The 17,938-nt window shown below is 74.3% G+C and carries 14 protein-coding genes, 3 pseudogenes and 2 riboswitches; of the genes and pseudogenes, 7 read left to right on the top strand and 10 right to left on the bottom strand.

What is annotated here, in order from left to right:
• Positions 1 to 65: 65 nt before the first annotated feature.
• The 4 genes and pseudogenes from gcvP to ACZ411_RS02605 all read right to left on the bottom strand — a co-directional run bounded on the left by gcvP (position 66) and on the right by ACZ411_RS02605 (position 5,459).
• On the bottom strand, positions 66 to 3,047 hold the full coding sequence (gene gcvP / locus ACZ411_RS02620) for an aminomethyl-transferring glycine dehydrogenase (RefSeq protein ID WP_464168323.1): 2,982 nt from the start codon (positions 3,045 to 3,047) through the stop codon (positions 66 to 68).
• Positions 3,044 to 3,415, bottom strand: coding sequence for a glycine cleavage system protein GcvH (gene gcvH, locus ACZ411_RS02615; RefSeq protein ID WP_094116316.1), 372 nt, complete (start codon positions 3,413 to 3,415; stop codon positions 3,044 to 3,046). The genes gcvP and gcvH overlap by 4 nt, the downstream gene beginning before the upstream one ends.
• A pseudogene (gene gcvT / locus ACZ411_RS02610) lies at positions 3,412 to 4,621 on the bottom strand (glycine cleavage system aminomethyltransferase GcvT). Before gcvT ends, gcvH begins: the two are co-directional and overlap by 4 nt.
• 46 nt (positions 4,622 to 4,667) lie before the next feature.
• Positions 4,668 to 4,761, bottom strand: a riboswitch (glycine riboswitch).
• Between the two features lies 1 nt (position 4,762).
• Positions 4,763 to 4,849, bottom strand: a riboswitch (glycine riboswitch).
• Positions 4,850 to 4,994: 145 nt separating this feature from the next.
• A complete protein-coding gene (locus tag ACZ411_RS02605) occupies positions 4,995 to 5,459 on the bottom strand; it encodes an SseB family protein (RefSeq protein ID WP_094116318.1) in 465 nt (154 codons plus the stop codon).
• Positions 5,460 to 5,572: 113 nt separating this feature from the next.
• Between ACZ411_RS02605 and ACZ411_RS02600 the strand changes: the two genes are divergently transcribed.
• Positions 5,573 to 5,959, top strand: a complete 387-nt coding sequence (locus tag ACZ411_RS02600) for a BlaI/MecI/CopY family transcriptional regulator (protein WP_464168319.1) — start codon at positions 5,573 to 5,575, stop codon at positions 5,957 to 5,959.
• A gap of 502 nt (positions 5,960 to 6,461) precedes the next feature.
• Here ACZ411_RS02600 and ACZ411_RS02595 read toward each other — a convergent pair.
• Positions 6,462 to 6,812, bottom strand: a pseudogene (locus ACZ411_RS02595) (copper resistance CopC family protein); the annotation flags it as partial.
• Positions 6,813 to 7,001: 189 nt separating this feature from the next.
• Here ACZ411_RS02595 and phoA point away from each other — a divergent pair.
• Together phoA and ACZ411_RS02585 are read left to right on the top strand one after the other, a co-directional pair.
• Positions 7,002 to 8,699, top strand: a complete 1,698-nt coding sequence (gene phoA / locus ACZ411_RS02590; protein ID WP_464168317.1) for an alkaline phosphatase — start codon at positions 7,002 to 7,004, stop codon at positions 8,697 to 8,699.
• A gap of 160 nt (positions 8,700 to 8,859) precedes the next feature.
• Positions 8,860 to 9,258 carry a ChaB family protein gene (locus ACZ411_RS02585; protein WP_104290097.1) on the top strand — a complete coding sequence of 133 codons (399 nt, stop codon included), beginning with the start codon at positions 8,860 to 8,862 and terminating at the stop codon, positions 9,256 to 9,258.
• 50 nt (positions 9,259 to 9,308) lie between these two features.
• On the opposite strand, the gene ACZ411_RS02580 is transcribed toward ACZ411_RS02585, so the two are convergent.
• The 3 genes from ACZ411_RS02580 to ACZ411_RS02570 all read right to left on the bottom strand — a co-directional run bounded on the left by ACZ411_RS02580 (position 9,309) and on the right by ACZ411_RS02570 (position 12,875).
• Positions 9,309 to 10,010: a hypothetical protein gene (locus ACZ411_RS02580; RefSeq protein WP_464168314.1), complete on the bottom strand. Its 702-nt coding sequence runs from the start codon at positions 10,008 to 10,010 to the stop codon at positions 9,309 to 9,311.
• The gene (locus tag ACZ411_RS02575) at positions 9,910 to 12,105 is read right to left on the bottom strand and encodes a glycoside hydrolase family 43 protein (protein WP_464168312.1); all 2,196 of its coding nucleotides are present in this window, start codon (positions 12,103 to 12,105) and stop codon (positions 9,910 to 9,912) included. Before ACZ411_RS02575 ends, ACZ411_RS02580 begins: the two co-directional genes overlap by 101 nt.
• 215 nt (positions 12,106 to 12,320) lie before the next feature.
• The gene (locus tag ACZ411_RS02570) at positions 12,321 to 12,875 is read right to left on the bottom strand and encodes a GNAT family N-acetyltransferase (RefSeq protein WP_464168310.1); all 555 of its coding nucleotides are present in this window, start codon (positions 12,873 to 12,875) and stop codon (positions 12,321 to 12,323) included.
• 46 nt (positions 12,876 to 12,921) lie between these two features.
• On the opposite strand from ACZ411_RS02570, the gene ACZ411_RS02565 reads away from it, so the two are divergent.
• Positions 12,922 to 14,055 carry a zinc-ribbon domain-containing protein gene (locus tag ACZ411_RS02565; protein WP_464168308.1) on the top strand — a complete coding sequence of 378 codons (1,134 nt, stop codon included), beginning with the start codon at positions 12,922 to 12,924 and terminating at the stop codon, positions 14,053 to 14,055.
• 55 nt (positions 14,056 to 14,110) lie between these two features.
• Here the strand turns inward: ACZ411_RS02565 and ACZ411_RS02560 are convergent, their stop codons facing one another.
• Positions 14,111 to 14,410 (bottom strand): GIY-YIG nuclease family protein, encoded by a 300-nt coding sequence (locus ACZ411_RS02560; protein ID WP_464168306.1) that lies wholly within the window; start codon positions 14,408 to 14,410, stop codon positions 14,111 to 14,113.
• Positions 14,411 to 14,778: 368 nt separating this feature from the next.
• Complete coding sequence (locus ACZ411_RS02555) at positions 14,779 to 15,183, bottom strand: hypothetical protein (protein ID WP_464168304.1); 405 nt, start codon at positions 15,181 to 15,183, stop codon at positions 14,779 to 14,781.
• Positions 15,184 to 15,399: 216 nt separating this feature from the next.
• Here ACZ411_RS02555 and ACZ411_RS02550 point away from each other — a divergent pair, with 216 nt between their 5' ends.
• The 3 genes and pseudogenes from ACZ411_RS02550 to ACZ411_RS02540 all read left to right on the top strand — a co-directional run bounded on the left by ACZ411_RS02550 (position 15,400) and on the right by ACZ411_RS02540 (position 17,932).
• The gene (locus ACZ411_RS02550; RefSeq protein WP_464168302.1) at positions 15,400 to 15,852 is read left to right on the top strand and encodes a MarR family transcriptional regulator; all 453 of its coding nucleotides are present in this window, start codon (positions 15,400 to 15,402) and stop codon (positions 15,850 to 15,852) included.
• 156 nt (positions 15,853 to 16,008) lie between these two features.
• Positions 16,009 to 17,474, top strand: a pseudogene (locus ACZ411_RS02545) (APC family permease).
• Between the two features lie 2 nt (positions 17,475 to 17,476).
• Positions 17,477 to 17,932 (top strand): universal stress protein, encoded by a 456-nt coding sequence (locus ACZ411_RS02540; protein WP_094116328.1) that lies wholly within the window; start codon positions 17,477 to 17,479, stop codon positions 17,930 to 17,932.
• The last annotated feature ends 6 nt before the right edge of the window (positions 17,933 to 17,938 follow it).

Here is a 17,938-nt window from a genome sequence, read left to right as displayed (position 1 = left end):
GGCGGGACCGGATGGTCCCGCCGCCCTCGTCGTGCGCGCGTCGTGCGGCGTGCGTCAGCCGCGGATCAGGCGAAGGCCTCCGGCGGCGGGCACGCGCAGAAGAGGTTGCGGTCGCCGTACGCCTGGTCGATGCGGCGCACCGGCGGCCAGTACTTGTCGCGCACGAGCGTCGCCACCACCGGGTAGACGGCGCGCTCGCGCGTGTACGCGTGCATCCACTCCCCCGCGATGACCGACTCGGCCGTGTGCGGCGCGTTCCGGAGCGGGTTGTCGTCGGCGGGCCACTCGCCCGCGGCGACCGAGTCGGCCTCCTGCTTGATGCCGATCATCGCCGCGACGAAGCGCTCGACCTCGGCGAGGTCCTCGCTCTCGGTCGGCTCGACCATGAGGGTCCCGGGCACGGGGAAGCTCATCGTGGGCGCGTGGAAGCCGTAGTCGACGAGGCGCTTGGCCACGTCGTCCACCGTCACGCCGGTGGCGGCCGTGAGCGGGCGGAGGTCGAGGATGCACTCGTGCGCGACGAGGCCGTCCTCCCCGGCGTAGAGGACCGGGTAGTGGTCGCGCAGGCGCGCGGCGATGTAGTTCGCCGAGAGCACCGCGGCGCCGGTCGCCTGCATGAGGCCCTCCGCGCCCATCATCCGGACGTAGGCCCAGCTGATGGGGAGGATGCTCGGCGACCCGTAGGGCGCCGCCGACACCGGGGCGCCACCGTGCTCGATGGTCGAGACGACGCCGCCCTGCACGAGCGCGTGCACGTTGCGCTGCGCCTGCGGGTGGCCGGGCAGGAAGGGCGCGAGGTGCGCCTTCGCCGCGACCGGGCCGACGCCGGGCCCGCCGCCGCCGTGCGGGATGCAGAACGTCTTGTGCAGGTTGAGGTGCGAGACGTCGCCGCCGAAGTCGCCGAACCGGGCGAAGCCGAGGAGGGCGTTGAGGTTCGCCCCGTCGACGTACACCTGGCCGCCAGCCTCATGGACGGCGTCGCAGATCGCGCCGACCTCGTGCTCGTAGACGCCGTGGGTGGAGGGGTAGGTGATCATGAGGCCCGCGAGCGTGTCGCGGTTCTCGGCGATCTTCGCACGGAGGTCGCCGAGGTCGACGTTGCCGAGCTCGTCGCACGCGACGACCACGACGCGCATGCCCGCGAGCACGGCGCTCGCGGCGTTGGTGCCGTGCGCGCTCTGCGGGATGAGGCACACGGTGCGCTCGGCGTCGCCGTTCGCGAGGTGGTAGCCGCGGATCGCGAGGAGGCCCGCGAGCTCGCCCTGGCTGCCCGCGTTCGGCTGCAGGCTCACGGTGTCGTAGCCCGTGACGTCGGCGAGCCAGGTCTCGAGCTGCAGCACGAGCTCCAGGTAGCCCTCCACGTCGTCGACGGGCGCGAAGGGGTGGATGGCCTGGAACTCGGGCCAGGTCACCGCCTCCATCTCGGTGGCCGCGTTGAGCTTCATGGTGCAGGAGCCGAGCGGGATCATGCCGCGGTCGAGCGCGTAGTCCTTGTCGGACAGACGCTTGAGGTAGCGCATCATGCCGGTCTCGGACCGGTGCGTGGAGAAGACCGCGTGCGTCAGGTACTCGCTCGTGCGCACGGACGCCTCGGGGATCGACGACAGGTCGCCGGCCGCCCCCTCGTCGTCGGCGAGCTCCGCGCCGAACGCGCGGGCGACGACCCGGAGGTCCTCGGTGCGCGTGGCCTCGTCGACGCTGAAGCCGAGCGTGTCGGCGTCCACGCGGAGCAGGTTGACCCCGCCCCGGGCGGCCTCGGCGAGGATCTCGTCGGCACGGCCGGGCACAGAGACCCGCACGGTGTCGAAGAACGCCGCGTGCAGCGGCTCGACGCCGACGGACGCCAGCGACCGGACGAGGCGGCGGGCGCCCCGGTTGGCCTGGCGCGCGATCACCCGGAGGCCCTTCGGCCCGTGGTACACGGCGTACATCGACGCCATGACCGCGAGGAGCACCTGCGCGGTGCAGATGTTGCTCGTGGCCTTCTCGCGGCGGATGTGCTGCTCGCGGGTCTGCAGCGAGAGGCGGTAGGCGGGATGCCCGGCCGCGTCTTGGCTGACGCCGACGAGCCGTCCGGGCATCTGCCGCTCGAGGCCGGCGCGTACGGCGAGGTACCCCGCGTGCGGACCGCCGAAGCCCATGGGCACGCCGAAGCGCTGCGAGGTGCCGACCGCGATGTCCGCGCCGAGCTCGCCGGGCGACGTGATGACCGTGAGGGCGAGCAGGTCGGCCGCGACGACCGCCAGGCCGCCGGCCTCGTGGACTCGGGCGATGACCGCGCTCGGGTCCCAGACGCGGCCGGAGGCGCCGGGGTACTGGATGAAGGCGCCGAACGCGTCGGGCAGCTCCGCGGGATCCACCGTGGCGAGGTCGTGGGCGACCAGGTCGATGCCGAGGGCGGCGGCGCGGCTGTCGAGGAGCGCACGCGTCTGCGGCAGCGCGTCGGCGTCGATGAGGAACACGGGCGTCTTCGCCTTCGAGGCCCGGCGCGCGAGCAGCATGCCCTCGACGACCGCGGTCGACTCGTCGAGCATGGACGCGTTCGCGGTCGCGAGCCCGGACAGCTCGGCCACCATCGTCTGGAAGTTGATGAGCGCCTCGAGGCGGCCCTGCGAGATCTCCGGCTGGTACGGCGTGTAGGCCGTGTACCAGCTCGGGTTCTCGAGCACGTTGCGGGTGATGACGGCGGGCGTGATGGTGTCGTGGTAGCCGAGGCCGATCATCGACGTGCGCACGCGGTTGCGGCCGGCGATGCGGCGGAGCTCCGCGAGGGCGTCCCGCTCGGTCGCTGCCTCGGGCAGCACGGAGTCGCCGTCGGTGCGGAACCGGCCGACCTGGATGGTCTCCGGCACGGCCTTCGCGAGGAGCGAGGCGATCGAGTCGTGGCCGAGGACGCCGAGCATGGTGGCGCGCGCCTCCGAGTCGATGCCGATGTGCCGGGCGCCGAACGCGCCGGGCGCGAACGCGGACGACTCCTCGGCCGCGTCGGGCACGGAGGAGGGGACGGCGGTGGCGGCCGGGCGCGTGCCGGCGTCGACGGCGGTCACTCGCCCACCAGCGCGCGGTACTCGTCGTGGCTGAGGAGAGCGGGGAGCGCCTCGAAGCGCACCTTCACCAGCCAGCCGGCCCCGAACGGGTCGCTGTTCACGAGGTCGGGCGAGGCGACGACCTCGTCGTTGACCTCGGTGACCGTGCCGTCGATGGGCGCGAAGAGCTCGCCGACGGACTTGGTCGACTCGATCTCGCCGACGACCTCGCCGCCGGAGAGCTCGTCGCCCACCCCGGGCAGCTCGACGAAGACGACGTCGCCGAGCTTGTCGGCGGCGTAGGCGGTGATGCCGACGGTGGCGACGTCGCCGTCGACCTGCACCCACTCGTGCTCGGCGGTGTACTGGAGGCTGGTCTGGTCGGTCATGCGAGGGCCTTTCGCGAGTAGAACGGGAGGGTCACGACGGTGGCGGGCACGCGCGTGCCGCGGACGTCGACGGTGAGGCGCGTGCCGGGGGCGGCGAGCGGGGGATCCACGTACGCCATGGCCACGGGATGGCCGAGCGTGGGCGACAGGGCACCGCTGGTGACGATGCCGACGGGCGGGACGGCGCCCTCGGTCGCGTCCATCACGGCCTCGAGGGCGGCGGCGGAGTCGCCCGCCGCCTCCTCGGCGTAGACGGCGTAGTCGGCGCGGGGTGCGCGCCGGCCCTCGGTGACGAGGCCGACGAGCACGCGGGCCACGGGATCCGGGCCCCGCTCCACGGCGGCGCGCCCGCGGAAGTCGCCCTCCTTGGCGAGCGCGACCACCTTGCCGAGGCCGGCCTGGACGGGGAGCGTGTGGAGGCCGAGCTCGTGGCCGTAGAGCGGCATGCCCGCCTCGAGGCGCAGGGTGTCGCGGCAGGCGAGGCCCGTCGGCAGGAGACCGAGCGGCGTGCCGGCGGCGATGAGCGCCTCCCACAGCGCGACGGCGTCCTCCGTGGCGACGTACAGCTCGTAGCCGTCCTCGCCCGTGTAGCCGGTGCGGGCGACGAGCACGTCCTGCCCGGCGAAGCGCGCCGGGGTCGCGCGGTAGTAGCGGAGCGCCTCGAGCGGCGCCTCGGTGTCGAGGCCCTCGGTGGCCTCGAGGATCGCGCGGGACACCGGGCCCTGGACGGCGATCAGCGCGACGTCGTCGCTCGCGTCGTCGACCTCGACGTCGTCGCGATCTGCGGCGGCCTCGGCGAGGACGGCGAGCACGGGATCGTGGTTGCCGGCGTTGGCGACGACGAGGAAGGACTCCTCGCCGGTGCGGTAGACGATGAGGTCGTCGACGATGCCGCCGGAGGGATCCAGCAGCAGCGTGTACTTCGCCTGCCACTCGGCGATGGCGGACAGCCGGCCCGCGAGGACGGAGTCGAGGAACGCGGCGGCGCCCTCCCCCTCCACGGAGATCTCGGCCATGTGCGAGATGTCGAAGATGCCGGCGGCCTCCCGCACGGCGCGGTGCTCGGCGAGGTCGCTCGTGTAGCGGACCGGCATGAGCCAGCCCGCGAAGTCGGTGAAGGAGGCGCCCGCCGCCCTCGTGCACGGCGTGCAGCGGGGAGCGGCGGGGCTGCGCCTCGTCCGGGGCGTCGGCGGGTGCGTCGGGCATGGAGTCCTCCCGGGTTCCTCCGGCGCGGGCGCGCCGGGTGCGGGACTCCCCCTCTGTCATGTGCCTGAGAGCTTCGCGCCGTCCGAGGACGGTGCTTTCACCGTGGGCGAGCCGTACGGGACGACTGCTTTTCAGAGTGGCCAGTGCATCGCGGTACAGGGACCTGAGAGATTGGCGGGGAGGCTTGCTCCTTCGGTGCTCCCGGAGGAGCTCTCCCGCGATGCGTGCGCGGCCGTGCTACGTGGACCAGCATATCGAGCGGGACGTTTCCGTCGTGTGACGATCCGGGGGACGCCGCGTGCACGCCCCGGACGCGACGACGCCGCCGCCCCCTGCTCGGGTGCGGCGGCGCCGGGTGGTCGGCGTGCCTCGGTCAGACGGCGTCGGGCGACGGCGCGGACGGGGTGGGGGCGCCGGGCTGCGTGCCGTCCTCGTCCTGGTCGATGACGCGGCGGACGTCGTCGGCGAGCTGCGCGACGCCCTCGGGCATCATCTCGAAGCCGTCGGTGGTGCCCACGTTGATGACGAGGCCGGTGCCCTCCGGGATCGCCTGGACGAGCTCGGCGGCGGGGATGGTGGCGACGTGGTCGGCCACGCTCGTGACCTTCTCGTCGATGCGGTCCTCGTGCGTGAACGCGGCGAGCATGGGCACGCCGTCGCGGTCGAAGAGGACCGGCTGGAGCTGGTCGGTCTCCGGGGTCAGGGGCGTCGCGGTGGGCACCACCACGGTCGTGTTGATGAACTCCGTGAGGACGGCGGTCATGTCGGACTCGCCGGCCTGGCCGCGCGCGATGGCCTGCTCGAGGGGGGTGGGCTCTCGGTCCTGTGAATCGGTCATGCGTCCATCGTGCCCGATCCGGCGGGGTGCCGGCTGAGGGCCGCGGAGCGGGAGCCGCGGTCCGGCGTAGGATCGTGACCTCCATCCACCGCCTTACCCGAGGGGAGCCGACCGTGCCGATCGGACGCCAGCGCCCCCGCGGGGAGCTCGAGGCCGCAATCATGGACGCCCTGTGGGACGCCGACGAGCCGCTCACCGGCAAGGACGTCGTCGCGCGCATCCCGGATCCCCGGCCCGCGCTCACGACCGTGCTCACGGTCCTCGACCGGCTGGGCCAGAAGGGGCTCGTCACCCGCTCGAACGAGGCGCGCGCCCTCACGTTCGCGCCCGCGCGATCGCGCACGGACCACGCGGCGTCGCTCATGTCGGGCGCGCTCGCGGCCACGCGCGACCGCGAGGCCGCGCTGCTCCGCTTCGCGGGGACCCTCGACGGGGACGACCTCCAGGCCCTGCGCCGCGCCCTCGGCGGGGACGACCAGGCCCCGGATCCCCGGGGCTAGCGCGGGTCGTCGGGGCTGGCGCGGGTCGCTGGCGCTGGCCCGGGTCGCCGGGGCCAGCGCGGGTCGCCGGGGCTAGCGCGGGTCGTCGGCGCCGTCGGTCGGACCGCCGACGCTCCGCCCGTCCTCGCCCGGGAACCGGCGCGACAGACCGGCGCACCACGCCGAGCACGACGAGCACGGCGGCCGCGAGGATAACGAGGCCGATGAGGACGAACACCCACACGGGCGTGGTCTCCGCCGCGTCGGCGAGCGGCACCGACTCGCCGGACTGCGCGTCGGACGTCGGGGCGGGCGCTACCTGGTCCTCGGCGCCCTGCGTCGTCATGGTGCCCTCGGGCTCCGGCTCCGGCGTCGCGGTGGCCGCGCTGCCCGCCCACGCGTCGCCGCATGCCGGCGCGGCGAGCACCGCGGGCGTGCCCGTCGTGTCGCCCTCGGGCGCGTAGGTGAAGGAGTACGTGCCGTCGATGGGGTGGCTGTCGCTCGAGACCGCGCGCCACGTGACCTGGTAGGTGCCGGCCGTGCCGAGCGCGATGCGGCTCGTGGCCGTGGTGCCGTCGACCGTGACGCAGCCGTCCTCGTGGAAGGTGCCGCCGGACGCGTTGACGACCTGGATGGCGAAGCCCGAGTTCTGGGCGTCGAGCGAGAGCAGGTCCTCGCTGAAGTCGAGGGCGATGGTGCCGGGCTCGGCGGTGACGGTGGCGTCCGCGGCGGGCGTGGACCCCACCAGGCGGTCGTGCGCGGAGGCGGGACCCGCGGGGATCAGCGCACCGCCCAGCACGAGCGCGGCGGCGCCCGCGGCGAGCGCGGCGCGTCGGAGGAGGGACGGGGTGCGGGGGTGGAGCGGAGACGCCATGGGTCCATCATCCCCTGGGCGGCGGGGGCACGGCACGCCGTCCCGGGCGACGCGTCGCATGCGCAGAAGTTGACACGTGGCAACGATGTTCGCGCGCTGGACGCCGACGGTACACCTGGCGCCGACGCCGTACGGCGGACGCTGGGATGCGCCCCGCCCGGGGGCACCACCTAGGAGAACAGCATCCCCATGAAGTCCACCACCTCCCCGAAGCCGCGTCGCCGCGTCCTCCCGATCGCCGCCGCCGCCGTCGTCGCGACGATCCTGCTGCCGGCCGGCGCGTTCGCCGCCGGCATGGCCCTCTCGCAGAACGGCGGCGCCGCCCGCCTCGGCGGCGCCGACCAGACCTCCCAGATCCGCGCCGAGATCAAGAACTCCGGCGCGAAGAACGTCATCCTCCTCATCGGCGACGGCATGGGCGACTCCGAGATCACGATCGCCCGTGACTACCAGTACGGCGCCGCCGGTCGCCTCCCGGGCCTCGACGCCCCGCCCCTGACCGGCCAGTACACGACGTACTCGCTCGAGAAGGACGGCGACCGCAAGGGGAAGCCGGACTACGTCCCGGACTCCGCCGCGACCGGCAGCGGCTGGGCCACCGGCACCAAGACCTACGACGGCGCGATCAGCGTCGACATCGACGGGAAGCCGCAGGCGACCCTCACGGAGATCGCGAAGGCCAACGGCCTGCGCACCGGCGACGTCAGCACCGCCGAGATCCAGGACGCCACCCCGGCCGTCCAGGTCGCCCACGTCGACAGCCGCTCCTGCTACGGCCCCGACTCCGCCTCGTGCGGCGACGACGCCCTCGCTGCCGGGGGCCTCGGCTCCATCAGCGAGCAGCTGCTGGACACCCGCCCCGACGTCACCCTCGGCGGCGGATCCGCGAGCTTCACCCAGACCGCGAAGGCCGGCCGGTACCAGGGCCGGACCCTGTTCGACCAGGCCGCCCAGCGCGGCTACCAGGTCGTCCGGGACGCCGCCGGTCTGAACGGCGTGAAGGCCGCCGACCAGACGCAGCCCGTCCTCGGCCTGTTCACCCCGGGCAACTTCCCCACCCGCTTCTCGCCCACCCCCGCGACCGTCGGCGGCGCCGACCTCGCCCCCGTGGACTGCGTTCCGAACCCGGCCCGCCTCAGCAGCGACCTGTCGCTGGCGAAGCTGACCGACAAGGCGATCTCGCTGCTGGACACGAACAAGGACGGCAAGGGCTTCTTCCTCCAGGTCGAGGGCGCCAGCATCGACAAGCAGGACCACGCCGCGAACCCCTGCGGCCAGATCGGCGAGACGCTCGACCTCGACGAGGCCGTCCAGTCCGCGATGGCGTTCGCGAAGAAGGACGGCAACACGCTCGTCATCGTGACGGCCGACCACGCGCACTCCAGCCAGATCGTCGACAACACGCCGCCCACGTCGCTCAGCGCCGCCGTCCGCACCCTCGACGGCGGCGTCATGAAGCTGTCCTACGGCACCGCGGCCCTCGGCGGGTCGCAGCAGCACACCGGCAGCCAGGTCCGCGTCGCGGCCTACGGCCCGGGGGCGGCGAACGTCGTCGGCCTCACCGACCAGACCGACACCTTCTTCACGATGGCGAACACGCTGAGGCTCGACCGGGACACGGCCGCGCTCAGCAAGGGCGCCTCGGTCGTCTCCAGCGACTTCCGTCCCGACAAGGGCGAGAGGATCACGATCACCGGCACCCGCTTCGCCGGCGACCGCCAGGTGACGCTCACCACCTCCGCCGGCGAGCTCGTCGGCACCTTCGACGTCATCGACGGCAAGGTGACGATCCCCTTCACCGCCCCCGCCACGAGCGGCCCGCTCACGCTCACCCTCACCGGTGCGCAGACCGGCAAGGCCGTCACCGCGAAGGTCACCCTCCGCTAGCACCGCCGCCCACCATGTCGGGGCGCCTCCCCCGCCACTACCGGGGAGGCGCCCCTTCGTGCGCGTCCGGGTGACGCGCGCTGCGCCTCCGGGCGGTCGAGGGGGCAGGGTGGAGGGACGGCGGCGCACGAGGCGCCCGCCCCGAGCACGAGGAGGATCCGTGGCCCCCGACGACGACGACATGCCGAGCACCATCCGCCGCTCCCCCGAGCACGCGCAGGCCACCTGGTCGGCCGCGCACGCCTCCGCGGAGGAGCAGTACGGATCCGGCGAGCGCGCCGAGCGCACCGCCTACGCCGCGCTGAAGCACGGCTTCGAGAAGGTCGGCGACCACTGGGAGCCGAAGGGCGAGAAGGGCCCCTCCGACGACGGCGCCGAGCGTCGCGGCGCGGGGACGCAGGGCGGGGTCGACGCGAACGCGTCGAAGGCGCACCTGATGGACGTCGCGCGCCGCCTCGACGTGAGCGGCCGGAGCCGCATGACGAAGGACGAGCTGGTGGACGGGATCCGGAAGGCGAACGACCGGGAGACCCGGAGGGCCCGCGAGAGCGGGGACTGACGCCGGGAGCGGGGGCGCGTCGTGACGCGCCCCCGCTCGCCGGCCGGTCGTCAGCCGACCGTCGTGCCGCCGCGGAAGTCGTCGAGCACGGTGAGGAGCGCGCCCTGCGTCCACAGGCCGATGCGGCCGGTCGCGTCGTGGAAGCGCGCGGCGTCCGCGTCGGAGAGCTCCGTCGTGGCGACGAGGTCGTCGTCGAGGAGGACCTCCACCGTGTCGTCGGCCGTGTAGCGCGCCGTGAGGACGTCGCCCGCGAGCAGCTCCACCGGGATCGCCGGGTAGGCCGTGCGGGTGCCGTCGGTCGCGATCGCCGTGGTGGTGATCGCCTTCGTCCGCGCGTCGTACGCGACCGTGATCGCGCCGCGGTCGACCGTGCGGGCCGACTGCGACTTGAGGACGAGGCCGACCGACTGCGCCGTGCGGGACACCTTCGTGAGCCGCACCGCCGCCTCCTGCGTGGCGCCGAGCGCCTCGCCGTGGAGGAGCGCGCCGCCCTGGTACGGGCGGAGCGTGCCGGCCGCGAGCCGGTAGGCGGTCGCGGCGGTGGACCCGGTCCAGGATCCGCCGACCGCGGAGCCGCGTCGGGCGAAGTCGTCGAGGACCGCCGCCTGCACCCGGAAGGTGCGCGTGACGGCCTCGGCCGGTGCGTACTCGTCATCCCCCGCCTGCGTCGCGGTGATGGTGCAGACGCCCGCGGACGTGGGGGTGAGCTGATCGCCGTCGACCTCGCACGCCCCGGAGGCCGCGAACGACACGGACAGGCCCGAGGTCGCGGTGGCCTTCAGCGCGATGGGGTCGCCGCCCGCGGTCGCGCGGGTGGGCGCGGTGAACGCGATGCTCTGCTCGGCGAGCGCCGAGGGGCCGCCGGAGACCAGGAGGAAGCTGACCTGGATGTCCGGTCCCGCCGCCTTCGCGATCTCCACCTCCAGCACGCCGTCCGCCCCGACGACCGCGGTGTACGCGCTCGAGGAGTCGGCGCCGAAGGGCCGCGCCCGCTCGACGACCTGCCCGTTCAGCGTGATGCGCGCGGTGCGGCTCGCGGTGGTCCACGGGTCCGAGAACCCGAGGTCGACGCGGTGCTCGCCGGGCGTCAGCCCGCCGAAGGAGTACGTGAGCGTCGCGCCCGACTTCGCCCAGCGGAGCGTCGAGTACAGGTCGCCGCCGGCGTCGCCCTTCACGTCGCTCGATCCGGTCCAGCCCCAGGTGGTGCCGGTGGCGGGGTCCTGGCCGAGCGGCTGCTCCGGCACCGATCCGAGGAGCGGCGCGTCGCCCGCGGCCGCCTGCACAACGGCCTTCCAGTCTGCCGTCGCCCAGCCGCCCGCGTCCACCGCGTACTCGAGGTCCTGCGGCACGACGACCACGCGGCGGACGAGCGTGCGCCCCGTCGTCGAGCGTGCCGCGCAGCTGCACGGGACCGGCCCCGGCGAGCGCCCGGGCGTCCCAGGTGATGCCGGTCGTCGTGGTCGTGCCGTCGCTCCGCACCTCGACCTCGTCGGGCAGCGACGAGGCGTCGTCGGTGCGCACGGTGGCGGCGATCTCCGTCGTGACCTCCCACGGCGCGTAGGCCGGGATATCGCGGACGCTCCACGTGCCCGGGTCGGTGAGCGTCATGGATCCGCCCTCGCCGAAGGAGAGGGGCAGCCAGATGTACGGCGCGTTCGCCAGGTCGTCCGGCGTCCACCGGTCGCCCATGTAGACGAAGCGGCCGCCCTCCGGGTCGATCGGGATCACCGAGGTGCTCTGCGACCCGAAGGTCGTGGCGGCGCCGTCGCCCTGCGCGGGGTTGCCGCGGTCGGTCCAGGTGCCGAGGATGTCGGTCGCCGTCGCGTACGAGGCCGGGTTGGGGTTCCAGCCGGTCGCGCCCGAGGTGATGAGGTAGTAGGTGCCGTGCGACTTGAAGAGCACGGGCGCCTCGCGGTGCGCGCCGATGTAGGGGCGCGTGAAGTCGACGCCCTTGACCGCGTCGGCGGGCCCGGTCGCCAGCGCCGTGTAGTCGCTGTCGAGCTTCGAGATGTAGAGCGAGTAGTTCTCCTCGCTCGAGTAGATGATGTAGGCCGTCCCGTCGTCGTCGACGAACAGGTTCATGTCCCGGGCCATGCCCTTGCTGCTCGGCTGGTAGTCGGGCTCGCCCGGGGGCGCCTCGTGGAGCCGGTAGTCCTGCAGGTAGCGGAACGGGCCGGTCGGCGAGTCGGACACCGCGACGCCCGCGGTGGCCTTCGCGTACTGGGCGTCGCTCGTGGCGGTGGGGCCGTCGGTGTGGATCCACATGACCCACTGGCCGGTCGCCTCGTTGTGGATGACCTTCGGGCGCTCCAGGATCGCCGCCGGGCGCGAGGACCCGGCCGCGGGCGTCGTGCCGAGGTCCTCGTAGACGGCGGCGCGCGCGTCGGCGTCGAGGTCGCCGTAGAGGGCGGCGAAGAAGGGGTCGGCGTCGAACTGGTCGGGCGACGACATGGCCCGGAGCGCGAGGCCCTCGTCGGTCCACGCCTCCAGGTCGCGCGACGAGTACACGTGCACGCCGGGGCTCGACGCGTAGCCGTTGGAGCGGTCCTCGCCGTACCAGTAGTAGACGGTGGCGCCGGTCTCGTCGACCGAGGGGACGATCTGGCCGCCGTGCGCCTGGATCACGTTCCCCGCGGTGTCGAGGCGAGCCTCGCCCGGGGTGAACGTCGCGTCCTCGACGGCGGCGGGAGCCGGCGGGGTGACTGCTGCGGGAGCGGCTGCGGGAGCGGCTGCGGGAGCGGCTGCGGCGGCCCGCGCGGCCGCGCCGGACGGCGTCGCGGCGTGCGCGGGGAGCCCCGCGAGGGACAGGGCGGTGGCGAGGCCGGCGGTCACGGCGACCGCGCGCATCCCCCTCCTCCTCGGGCGTGGCTGCGGTGCTCCGTCCGCGGGTGTCCCGCGTCCTGGTGCGGATGGTTGCGTGATCATCATCGATCGTCCTCCTGGTGCGCGATGCGGATCGAGACGCGCCGCATCGTCGCGGAGCCCCCTCGCATCGCCTCCCACGCTAGTCGCGGATTCCTCGGATGCCGGAAAAGGGACGCGGGACGAATGCCCGATCCCCCTCAGCCGAGGTCGACGCGGAACAGCTCGCACTCGGCGTCGTAGTAGCCGCGGGTGCGGCCGAGGGCGCGCATCCCGATGCGCCGGCACACGGCCTGCGACGGCGCGTTGGCCGGGTTCGTGACGGCCAGCACGCGCGTCAGCCCGCCGGAGGCCGCGTGCACCAGGACGCGTCGCGCCGCCTCCGTCGCGACGCCGCGTCCCCAGGCGTCCGGGTGCAGGTGCCAGCCGATCTCCGTCTCGCCCTCCGCGGGCGCGTCGCGCGGGGCGGGGTCGTCGTCCGGCACGGGATCCGCGGATGCGGGGAGCCCCTTCAGCAGCAGCGACCCGAGGAGGGCGCCGTCGGCGCGGTCGACGATCGCCCAGATCCCGCGCACGGGGTGGTCGAGCGCGGCGTAGCGGTCCGCGCGCGCGGCGGCCTGGGCCGGATCCGCCTCGACGCGGCCCGAGCCGATCCACCGCTGCACGTCGGCCCGGGAGTGCAGGTCGAGGAGGAAGGGCGCGTCGGCGGCGGCGTAGCGCCGGAGCAGCAGGCGGTCGGTCACGAGGTCGGGCACGGCCCCAGGCTAGGCCGAGGTCGGTGGCTCCTCGTAGCGTGACCGCATGCCCGAGCCGGTCGATGCGTGGTGGGCGCGACGCCGCTGGTCGCGCGGCCTCGACGTGCCGTATCCCGTGGGGGCCTACCGGGAGGCGTGGGCGTCGTTCCCGGTGCTCATCCGGCAGTACCACCCGGAGTTCAACCGCGGCATCACGCTCACCCAGGTGCCGCCCGCCGCCGACGTCTTCCTCACTTGGCAGTGCGACACCGGTCACGTCTTCGTCGCGACCCCCGAGGAGCAGCGCGTGCGCCCGGGCCGCGAGCGCCGCCGGTCGTCGTGGTGCCCGGAGTGCGCCGAGGCGGCGGCTCCGCGCACGCCCGTGCTGCCGATGGCGGACCGGGTGCCCTGGCCGGGCGCGTCCCCGCTGGTGGCGGGTCCGGTGGCGGGTGCCCCGACCCCGGCGGCCCGCGGGCTCGCGCCCGGGTCCCCGTCGTCGCCCTCCGGCTCGCCGCGCCCGCGGCGGGGCGCGCGCGACGGCATGCCCGCGTCCCGCGGCACCGCGCGCGACCGGCGCGGGAAGGACGGCACGCCGAGCCCGGCGCCGCGGGCGGTGCGGGACCCGGCTCCGGTCGCGGATCCGCCCGTCGCCCGCACCCGCCGCTCCCCCGGCGTCTGCGGCAGGACCCCCGACCTCCCCGTCGGCGAGCCGTTCGCGAGCGCCTGCGCGCCGCCGCCCGCATCCGCCGTCGAGGAGCGCCTGCGGCAGGAGCTCGCCGCGCGCCTCGAGCACACCCCGGGACTCAACGCCGTGCGCCTCGCCCGCCCGTTCTTCGAGCACCTCGAGGCGTGGCCCGACATCCTGCTGCCGGAGCTCCGCGTCGCCGTCGAGTACGACTCGACCGGCCGCCACGGGCTGGAGCACGTCGGCCGCCGCGAGGAGGCGGATCGCCGGAAGGACCGGGCGCTCCGGGCCGTCGGCTGGGAGGTCGTCCGGATCCGCACCGGGAAGCTGCCCCCGCTCGGGCCCTACGACCTCTGCGTCTCCGGACTCACGCGCGGCACGGTCGACCTGCTGCTCGACCGGCTGCGCGAGATCCGCGGCCCCTTCCTGGTCGACGCCTACCTGCGCGAACCTCCGGTCGCCGACGCCGACGCTGACGCCGACGCTGACGCCGACGCGACCGCGGCCTCCGGCTGAGGCGAGCGAGCGGCGGGCTCGGTCGGGAGGGCGGCGGTCGAGCGAGCGGCGGGCGTCAGCTCACCCGCAGCGCCTGCGCCGCGCTCCGCCACCGGGCGAGCAGCTCCCACGGGTCCGGCTGCCCCGCGGCGAGCGCCCGCACGTGCTCGCGCAGCTCGTCGTCGAGCGCGAACCACTCCGTGCGGTCGAACCGCTGCCGCGCGAACCGCGCGTGCCGCGCCCGCTCCACCGCGCGCCCGCCGCGCTCGAACGCCAGCAGCTCGTCGTGCCGGAGCGTGCCGAGCCGCTGGCGGGGGTTCGCGCTCGTGCCGATCTTCAGCCGGTCGCCGAAGCGGATGTAGTAGACGACGTCCACCCGCGGCGGCGCGAGCTCCCCATCCGGGTGATCGCCGTGCCGCCACTCGCAGACGGCGCACAGCCAGCCCGACGGATAGCGGACGCCCAGGCGCGACCCGCAGGCCGGGCACGGCGACGGCAGCACGTCCTCGACGCCGTGCTGCCGCTGCCGCCCAGGCCGCCGCGGCCACGAGGTGCGCCGCGCACAGGGGCACGGGCGCCCCGGCTCGGCGGGCGCGACGCAGGCCGCGGCCCGACACCTGAGGGATCCGCTCGACGTCATGCCCCGACGCTAGACGCGGGCGCCGACACCGCGGGCGCGCGATGCCGCCGCCCCGCGATGCCGCCGCCCCGCTGACCGGCGGGGCGCGGCGGCGGGTCCTGCGGTCAGCGCCTAGCCCGCACCACCACGGGCGCGTCGTCCGCGAGCCCGCGGCGGAGCTCCACCGAGGTCCACGGCACGGGCGCCCCGGCGAAGATCGGCGCGAGGACCTCCCACATGATCCGGCGGTCGGGTCCCACGAAGTAGACGTCGTAGGAATCGGCGCCGAACTCGTTGCCGTCGATGCGTCCGGCCTCGAGCAGCTGCAGTGCGTCGTCGCCCGCCGCCTCGGTCGCCGCGAGGGACTCGAAGGCCTCGTAGGCGGATCCCGCGTCGCCCGCGGCGAAGCGCGGCACGACCCAGTCGTCGGGCTCGTCCGGGCGCGTCCAGGGCCGGGCGGCCGCGACGACGGCCATGGTCAGCCCGGTGATGATGCCCGTCAGGAGGAGCGCCCGGATCCGGGGCGTCACCGGCGAGCCCCCGCGGATCCGGCGACTGCTGCGGCGCTCATGCGACCTCCTCGTCACGGTCGCGCTCCCACGGCGCGCATCCGGTGCCAGCATCGCAGACGGGAGGATGTCGTGACGGTTCGCCGTCGCCCCTGGCCTCGGGCGCCGTCGGGCGATACGGTCCGTCGAGAGCCGACGACCTGGGGTCGTCGCCACCGGCTCCCGAGGAGGAGCGCCATGACGGATCCGCACGTGCTCGGACGGCTCATCGTCGGCATGAGCGACGTCTTCGACGTCATGGACGCCGCCACGATCGATGCCTGGGACGGGCTCACCGGGCTCCAGATCCAGCTCCTCCGCGTGGTCGCCACCGACATGCGGGTGGACCGCGGGTCCCTGGCGGTCTGGACCCGGACGTCGCGCGCCGCACTCGTCCCGAGCCTCGCCGCCCTCCTGCACCGCGGCGTCCTCGCCGAGGAGACGGACAGGATCGGGCCGCACCTCGTCGTGGCCCCCGCCGGACGCCAGCTCCTGGCCGCGGTGCTCGTGGCGCGCGCGGGATGGTTGCGCGAGGCCGCCTCGGCCGTCGGCCCCGTCGCCGACGAGGAGGAGCTGCGGCGCACGGCCGAGCTCATGGAGAAGCTCGCCGCGACCACCACGCAGGGAGCGACCGGCCCGGACGCGAGCTGACGGCCGCGAGCCGTCGGTCGCGAGCCGTCGGTCGCGTCACGGCGCGCTCTCCACCACCGGATCCGCGGCGATCGCCTCCCGCGACGACGCATACCGCATGATCGAGGGCCGCAACCGGCTCTTCACCGCACGGCACCCCGCCCCTAGGGTGGGGAAATGGCGAACCCCATCGAGGCACCCGCACCACCGCGATCCGAGCTGAAGCGCTCCATCACGGCCAAGCAGCTGTACTTCTACGTGGTCGGCGACGTGCTGGGATCCGGCATCTACGTGCTCGTGGGCCTCGTGGCCGCCGCCGTGGGCGGCGCGTTCTGGATGGCGTTCCTCGTGGGCGTCTCCATCGCGACCATCACGGGCCTCGCCTACGCGGAGCTCGTGACGAAGTACCCGCAGGCCGCCGGCGCCTCGCTGTACATCAACAAGGCGTTCCGCAGCCCCGTGCTCACGTTCTTCATCACCATCTGCATGCTGAGCGCCAACATGGCCGCGGTCGGCTCGCTCGCCGCGGGATTCGTGCGGTACCTCAGCGACCTGATCGGCCTGCCCGAGTCCGCAATCTGGGCGTCGACCGGAATCGCCGTCGCGTTCGTGGCCCTCATCACGGTCATCAACCTCATCGGCATCAGCGAGTCGGTCATCGCGAACGTCGTCATGACGTTCATCGAGATCAGCGGCCTCGTCGTGGTCGTCGCCATCGGCGTGATCGCGCTGGTCGAGGGTGTCGGCGACCCGTCCGTGCTCCTCCAGTTCCAGGTCGAGGGCGGCGCCGGATCCGCGGTGCTCGCCGTGCTCGCGGGCGTCTCGCTCGCCTTCTTCGCCATGACGGGCTTCGAGAACGCGGCCAACGTCGCCGAGGAGACCATCGACCCGTCCCGCGCGTTCCCCGCGCGCTCATCGGCGGCATGATGACCGCCGGCGTCGTCTACGTGCTGGTGTCGATGGCCGCGGCCCTGGCCGTGCCGATCGACGCCCTCGCCGGCAACACGCTGCTCGAGGTGGTGCGCGCCGACCTGTTCTTCATCCCCGCCGCCGTGATGCTCGTGATCTTCGGCCTCATCGCCATGGTCGCCATCAGCAACACGGCGCTCGTCACGGTGGTGGCGCAGTCGCGGATCCTGTTCGGCATGGCCCGCGAGAACGTCGTGCCCGCGGTCTTCGCGAAGGTGCACCCAGCCCGCCGGAGCCCGTACGTCGCGCTGCTGTTCGGCGGCGCGGTCGTGGCGTCGCTGCTGATCATCGGCGCGGCGATCCGCTCCAGCCAGGCCGGGCTCCCCGAGGACGAGCGGCTCGACATCGTCGACCGGCTCGCCACCATCACGGTCGTGTTCCTCCTCTTCATCTACGCGCTGGTGATCGTCGCGTGCCTGAAGCTGCGCGGGAAGGACGAGACGCCGGACACCTACCGGGCGAACACGCCGCTGCTCATCGTGGGCATCCTCGGCAACGTCGCCGTGCTGATCTACACGCTCGTCGACGATCCCGACGCGCTCTGGTGGGTGGGCGGGCTCCTCGCGCTGGGCCTCGTGCTCTACCTCGCGCAGCGGACGCTCGGCGGGAAGAAGCCGGACCTCGAGGCCGCGGCGGGCGTCGCCGCGTCCTCCCCGACGGACCGGGAGGTCTGAGCATGCACGTCATCGTCGCCACCGACGGATCCCGCGCCTCCCTGGAGGCGGCCCGCCAGTTCCAGGTGATCGCGGACTCCCGCGAGATCACCGAGGTCACCGTGCTCGCGGTCGTCAGCCCCTACGCGGCGGCCCCGTTCGCGAACGAGCTCGGCCCGCGCCATGCGCACGGCCAGACGGAGCTGAGCTACCGCCGCGACGCCGAGTCCGCCGTCGAGGTGGTCGCCCACGTGTTCGAGGGCTGGGGCCCCACCATCCACCGCGACGTGCGCAGCGGCTCCCCCGCGACCGAGATCATCCGCGCCGCCGAGGAGCTCTCCGCCGGCCTCATCTCGATGGCCGCGGGCAGCCGCGGACTCACCGCGACCATCCTGCTGGGCAGCACCGCCAGCCGGGTCCAGCACTCGGCGCCGTGCCCGGTGCTGATCTGCCGGCCGACGGTGCGCGGGCAGGCGTAGCGCGTC

The organism is Clavibacter sp. AC415, from assembly GCF_979252985.1.
This window is presented reverse-complemented; position numbering and strand designations above follow the sequence as displayed.